This window comes from Mycobacterium talmoniae, from assembly GCF_001854525.1.
Lineage (GTDB): Bacteria > Actinomycetota > Actinomycetes > Mycobacteriales > Mycobacteriaceae > Mycobacterium > Mycobacterium talmoniae.
Genome location: NZ_MLQM01000250.1, coordinates 1 through 5,063, shown reverse-complemented (window position 1 = coordinate 5,063; position 5,063 = coordinate 1). Strand labels below are relative to the sequence as shown.

Annotated in this window: 7 protein-coding genes and 1 pseudogene; 1 reads left to right on the top strand and 7 read right to left on the bottom strand. The window is 71.9% G+C overall.

Annotated elements, in window-relative coordinates; genetic code table 11:
- Positions 1-106: 106 nt before the first annotated feature.
- The 4 genes from BKN37_RS25620 to BKN37_RS25605 are packed head-to-tail and all read right to left on the bottom strand — an operon-like array spanning position 107 to position 2,650.
- Positions 107-448 (bottom strand): antitermination protein NusB, encoded by a 342-nt coding sequence (locus tag BKN37_RS25620; RefSeq protein WP_071029931.1) that lies wholly within the window; start codon positions 446-448, stop codon positions 107-109.
- Between the two features lie 45 nt (positions 449-493).
- On the bottom strand, positions 494-970 hold the full coding sequence (nusB, locus tag BKN37_RS25615) for a transcription antitermination factor NusB (RefSeq protein ID WP_071029929.1): 477 nt from the start codon (positions 968-970) through the stop codon (positions 494-496).
- A gap of 2 nt (positions 971-972) precedes the next feature.
- Complete coding sequence (gene efp, locus BKN37_RS25610; protein ID WP_071029927.1) at positions 973-1,536, bottom strand: elongation factor P; 564 nt, start codon at positions 1,534-1,536, stop codon at positions 973-975.
- Between the two features lie 13 nt (positions 1,537-1,549).
- Positions 1,550-2,650 (bottom strand): M24 family metallopeptidase, encoded by a 1,101-nt coding sequence (locus tag BKN37_RS25605; protein ID WP_071029925.1) that lies wholly within the window; start codon positions 2,648-2,650, stop codon positions 1,550-1,552.
- A 33-nt stretch (positions 2,651-2,683) separates the two neighbouring features.
- On the opposite strand from BKN37_RS25605, the gene BKN37_RS25600 reads away from it, so the two are divergent.
- Entirely contained in the window at positions 2,684-3,367 is a 684-nt protein-coding gene (locus BKN37_RS25600; protein ID WP_165964978.1) for a B-4DMT family transporter, read from the top strand.
- Here the strand turns inward: BKN37_RS25600 and aroQ are convergent.
- The 3 genes and pseudogenes from aroQ to BKN37_RS29400 form a co-directional block, all read right to left on the bottom strand.
- Positions 3,364-3,792 carry a type II 3-dehydroquinate dehydratase gene (aroQ, locus tag BKN37_RS25595; RefSeq protein WP_071029924.1) on the bottom strand — a complete coding sequence of 143 codons (429 nt, stop codon included), beginning with the start codon at positions 3,790-3,792 and terminating at the stop codon, positions 3,364-3,366. The genes BKN37_RS25600 and aroQ overlap by 4 nt on opposite strands.
- The gene (gene aroB, locus BKN37_RS25590) at positions 3,789-4,877 is read right to left on the bottom strand and encodes a 3-dehydroquinate synthase (protein ID WP_071029922.1); all 1,089 of its coding nucleotides are present in this window, start codon (positions 4,875-4,877) and stop codon (positions 3,789-3,791) included. Before aroB ends, aroQ begins: the two co-directional genes overlap by 4 nt.
- Positions 4,874-5,063, bottom strand: a pseudogene (locus BKN37_RS29400) (shikimate kinase); the annotation flags it as partial. The gene aroB and the pseudogene BKN37_RS29400, both read right to left, overlap by 4 nt.

Below are 5,063 nucleotides of genomic sequence, written 5' to 3'. Positions count from 1 at the left end.
GAGCGGCCCGCGTGAGCGGCCCGCGTGAGCGGCCCGCGTGAGCGGCCCGCGTGAGCGGCCCGCGTGAGCGGCCCGCGTGAGCGGCCCGCGTGAGCGGCCGACGGGTTCAGTCGTCTTCGCCGCGCCGACCGATCGCCCGCCAGCGCCGCGCCGGGACCTCGGTGACGTCGGACAGCGACCGCACCACCGCCTGCATCAACCCCATCATCGCGGCCATCACCGGCAGCATCGGCTGGAACGGCTTGGCCGCCGCGCGCACCGTGCTGATCCGCCGGGCGACGACGAGCCGCTCAATCGCGTGGTACAGCCAGGCGCCCACCCCCAGCGCGTAGATCGCCAGCGCCGCCGCGACCACCGCCAGCCCGTAGGCCGCGCACACCACCGCACCGAGCACCACCGTCGCCGCCAGTACCCCGGCGACCAGCACGCGCAGCTCCAGGCGAGTCACTCGGCGCCGCTCCTTCCCATCGGTTGGCTGTGCAACGCCCCCGGGTCACGATTCCTGGCTGCCCCGCACCGCCTGGGCGGCCGCCCGGATCTGCGGCGTCACCAACATCACCTGCCCCAACACGCCGTTGACGAAACCCGGCGAGTCGTCGGTGGACAGCTCCTTGGCCAGTTGCACCGCCTCATCGACGGCGACCGGTTCCGGCACGTCGTCGGCGTGCAGCAACTCCCACACCGCCACCCGCAGGATGGCCCGATCCACCGCCGGCAGCCGCTCCAACGTCCAGCCCTGCAGGTGCGAGGTGATCAGGTCGTCGATGTGGGCGGCGTGCTCGGTCACCCCGCGGGCCACCGCGGCCGTGTACGGGTGCACCGCGGCCACCTCCGGTTTGGCCGCGGCCAACGCGGTGCGCGCCTCGGCCGCCTCCGCCGGGGTCAACCCGCGGGCCTCGGCCTCAAACAGCAGGTCGACGGCGCGTTTGCGGGCCTGGTGCCGGCCCTTGACCGGCTTGCCGTCAGGCATGGTCAGGCATTCACGCGGCCCAGGTAGCTGCCGTCGCGGGTGTCGACCTTGATCTTGTCGCCGGTGTTGATGAACAGCGGCACGTTGATCTGCGCACCGGTTTCCACGGTGGCCGGTTTGGTGCCGGCGTTGGACCGGTCGCCCTGCAGGCCCGGCTCGGTGTGGGTGATCTCCAGCTCGACGCTGACCGGCAGCTCCAGGTACAGCGGGGCGCCGTTGTGGAACGCGATCTGCACCGGCATGCTCTCCAGCAGGTAGTTCGCCGCGTCGCCGACCAGCGTCTCCGGCAGCGGGTGCTGTTCGTAGTCCTCGCTGTCCATGAACACGAAGTCCGAGCCGTCGCGGTACAGGTAGGTGGTGTCGCGCCGGTCCACGGTGGCGGTCTCCACCTTGACCCCGGCGTTGTAGGTCTTGTCGACCACCTTGCCGGACACCACGTTCTTCAGCTTGGTCCGCACGAACGCCGGACCCTTACCTGGTTTGACGTGCTGGAACTCGACGATCTGCCACAGCTGGCCGTCGATGACCAGGACGAGTCCGTTCTTGAAGTCGGCAGTGGATGCCACGTCGGTATGTCTCCTACAAGATGGTCAGTTCCTTGGGGAACCGAGTCAGCAATTCCGGGTCCTGCCCGGCGGTGTCCGGGGCCACGACCAGCGTGTCCTCAATGCGAACACCGCCGCGCTCGGGCAAATAGACACCGGGCTCCACGGTCACCACGGAGCCAGCAAGCAGTGTACCGGCGGCCTTCGCGTTGATCCCGGGCGCTTCGTGGATTTCTACCCCCCCCCCGTGGCCCAGGCCGTGGCCGAAGCGCTCGCCGTGCCCGGCGTCGGCGATCACCCGCCGTGCCGCGCCGTCCACCTCGGCCAGGTCGGCGCCGGCCGCCAGCGCGTCGCGGCCGGCCCGCTGGGCGGTGGCCACCAGCCGGTAGACGTCGCGTTGCCAGTCGGCTGCCGGGCCCAGGATGAACGTGCGGGTCATGTCGGAGTGGTAGCCGGCCACCAGCGCCCCGAAATCGATCTTGACGAAGTCGCCGGCGGCCAGCACCGCGTCGGTCGGCCGGTGATGCGGGATGGCGGAGTTCGCCCCGGCGGCCACGATCGTCTCGAACGACGCCCCGTCGGCGCCGTGGTCGAGCATCAGGGCCTCCAGTTCGCGGCCCACCTCGCGTTCGGTGCGGCCCGGCCGCAGCCCGCCCCGGTCCAGCAGGTCGGTCAACGCGGCGTCGGCGGCCTCGCAGGCCAGCCGTAGCAGCGCCAACTCGCCGGCGTCCTTGACCTCGCGCAGCGCTTCCACCGTGCCGGCCGCGCGCACCAGCTCGGTGGTCGCCGGGTCCACCTCGGCGGTCAGCGCCTCGAACCCGTCCACGGTGAGCACGTGGCTCTCAAAGCCCAGCCGCCCCACCCCGGCCGCGTCGGCCCGCGCCACCAGGTGCCGTCCGCAGGCCCGCTCGATGGCCACCTCGAGATCGGGGGCCTGCTGCGCGGCCTGGGTGCGGTACCGGCCGTCGGTGGCCAGCACCGGCGGCCGGTCGTCGGCGAACACCAGCAGCGCGGCGTTGGAGCCGGTGAACCCGGACAGGTAGCGCACGTTGGTCAGGTCGCTGACCAGCATCGCGTCCAGTTCGGCGGCCTGCAGGCGGGCGCGCAGGTTGTCGCGGCGCTGGGAATGTGTCACGCCCGTCGACGGTACTCGCTACGCTGTGGCCCCATGAGGAACTGGTTGTTGCGCGGATTGGTGTTGGCGGCCGCGATGCTCGTGGTCCGGGTGGTTCAGGGTGCGCTGATCAACACCTTCCCGACGTGGGCGGGGTTGATCAGCGTGGCGCTGGTGCTGATCTTCGCGGTCGGCGCGGTGGTCTGGGGGCTGCGCGACGGCCGCGCCGACGCCATGGCCAACCCGGACCCGGATCGCCGCGCCGACCTGGCGATGGTGTGGCTGGTCGCCGGTCTGGTGGCCGGGGCGCTGAGCGGTGTGGTGGCGTGGCTGCTCGGGCTGTTCGACAAGGCGCTGTACACCGGCGGGATCCTCAACGAGCTCACCACCTTCGCGGCGTTCACCGCCCTGCTGGTGTTCTTGGCGGCGCTGGCCGGGGTTGCGGTCGGCCGGTGGCGCGTCGACCGGCAGCTGGCGAAGGCGCCGGTGCGCCACCACGGCCTGGCCGCCGCCGGCGAGGACCGGGCCGACACCGACGTGTTCGCCGCGGTCAGCGTGGGCGGCGCGGAGGCCGGCGACGACGCGACGGCGGCCGCGAGCGCGGTGACGGCCGGGGGCACCCTGTATTACCCCGACGCCGGCCCGACCGAGGAGTTCCCCACCGAGGCCGCCGGCGGCATCGCGCCCGACGAGGAGACCACCGGCGTCATCCCGCCCGAGGACCGGCCGAAGCCCTAACCGGTTTCGGCCAGGTAGCGCAGCGCCAACAGGTAGCCCTGCACCCCCAGCCCGACGATCACGCCGGTGGCGACCGGGCTCAGGTAGGAGTGCCGCCGAAACTCCTCGCGGGCATGCACATTGGAGATGTGCACCTCGATGAGCGGGGCACGCAGTTCGGCGCACGCATCGCGCAGCGCCACCGAAGTGTGGGTCAGGCCACCGGCATTGAGGATCACCGGGTCACCCGCATCGGCGGCGGCGTGGATCCACTCCAGCAGCTGGGCTTCGCTGTCGCTTTGCCGCACCACCACTTTCACACCGAGGTCGGCGGCCTCGACCTCGAGGAGCGCCACCAGGTCGTCGTGGGTGGTGTTGCCGTACACCTCGGGTTCGCGGCGGCCCAACCGACCCAGGTTCGGGCCGTTGAGGACATTGATGGTCATCGGGTGCCCACCTCCGCGTAGGCCGCCGCCAGCAGCGACGGGTCCGGGGCTTCGAGCCGGCCGGGTTTGGCCAGCGCGTCCAGCACGACGAACCGCAACACACCGGCCCGGGTCTTCTTGTCGCCGGCCATGTATTCCAGCAGCTGGGGCAGCGCGTCGGCGTCGTAGCTGACCGGCAAACCCAGCGACGTCAGGATGGTCCGGTGCCGGTCGGCGGTGGCGTCATCAAGCCGGCCGGCCAGCCGGCCCAGCTCGGCAGCAAACACCAACCCCACCGACACGGCCGCGCCGTGCCGCCACTGGTAACGTTCCCGGCGCTCGATCGCGTGCGCCAATGTGTGCCCGTAGTTGAGGATTTCGCGCAGCTGCGACTCTTTTTCGTCGGCGGCCACGACCTCGGCCTTGACGGTGATCGCCCGGCGGATCAGCTCCGGCAGCACCGCGCCGGCGGGGTCCAGCGCGGCGGCCGGGTCGGCTTCGATGAGGTCCAGGATCACCGGGTCGGCGATGAAACCGGCCTTGACGATTTCGGCCATGCCGGCCACGATCTCGTTGCGCGGCAACGTTTCCAGGGTCGCCAAGTCGACCAGCACCGCGGCCGGCTGGTGGAAGGCGCCCACCAGGTTCTTGCCGGCGTCGGTGTTGATGCCGGTCTTGCCGCCGACGGCCGCGTCGACCATGCCCAGCAGGGTGGTCGGCACGTGCACGATCGACACCCCACGCAGCCAGGTCGCGGCGGCGAAACCGGCCACATCGGTGGCCGCGCCGCCGCCCAGGCTGACCAACGCGTCTTTGCGGTCGATCCCGATGCGGCCCAACACTTCCCAGATGAACCCGACGACCGGCAGATCCTTGCCGGCTTCGGCGTCGGGGATTTCGATGCGGTGCGCGTCGATGCCCTTATCGGCCAGGTAACTGCGGACCGCTTCGGCGGTTTCGGTCAGCGTCGGCTGATGCAGGATCGCGACCCGATGCCGCCCGGCCAGCACCTCCCCCAGCTCACCGAGCAACCCGGTGCCGATCAGCACCGGGTAGGGCGGGTCGACGGCCACCTGCACGGTGACCGGCGCGGTGTCGGGGGTCATTTGCGGATCCCGGCCCGCCGGGCGGCCAGCGCGGCGGGCGTGGCCGGGGTGGGCGGCGACGACGGCTCGGCCGCGGCCTCCAGTTGCACCGGCGGGGTCTGGCGGGCCGGGGATCGGCGCCACCGCGCCGAGCTGGGCCGCCGCCGGACCGGTGCCGTCGGGTTCTCCAGCCGCGCCACGATGTAG

Coding starts and splice junctions, on each gene's coding strand:
- aroQ (WP_071029924.1), bottom strand. CDS start 3,792: ATGACCATCAATGTCCTCAACGGCCCGAACCTGGGTCGGTTGGGCCGC.
- nusB (WP_071029929.1), bottom strand. CDS start 970: ATGCCTGACGGCAAGCCGGTCAAGGGCCGGCACCAGGCCCGCAAACGC.
- BKN37_RS25600 (WP_165964978.1), top strand. CDS start 2,684: ATGAGGAACTGGTTGTTGCGCGGATTGGTGTTGGCGGCCGCGATGCTC.
- aroB (WP_071029922.1), bottom strand. CDS start 4,877: ATGACCCCCGACACCGCGCCGGTCACCGTGCAGGTGGCCGTCGACCCG.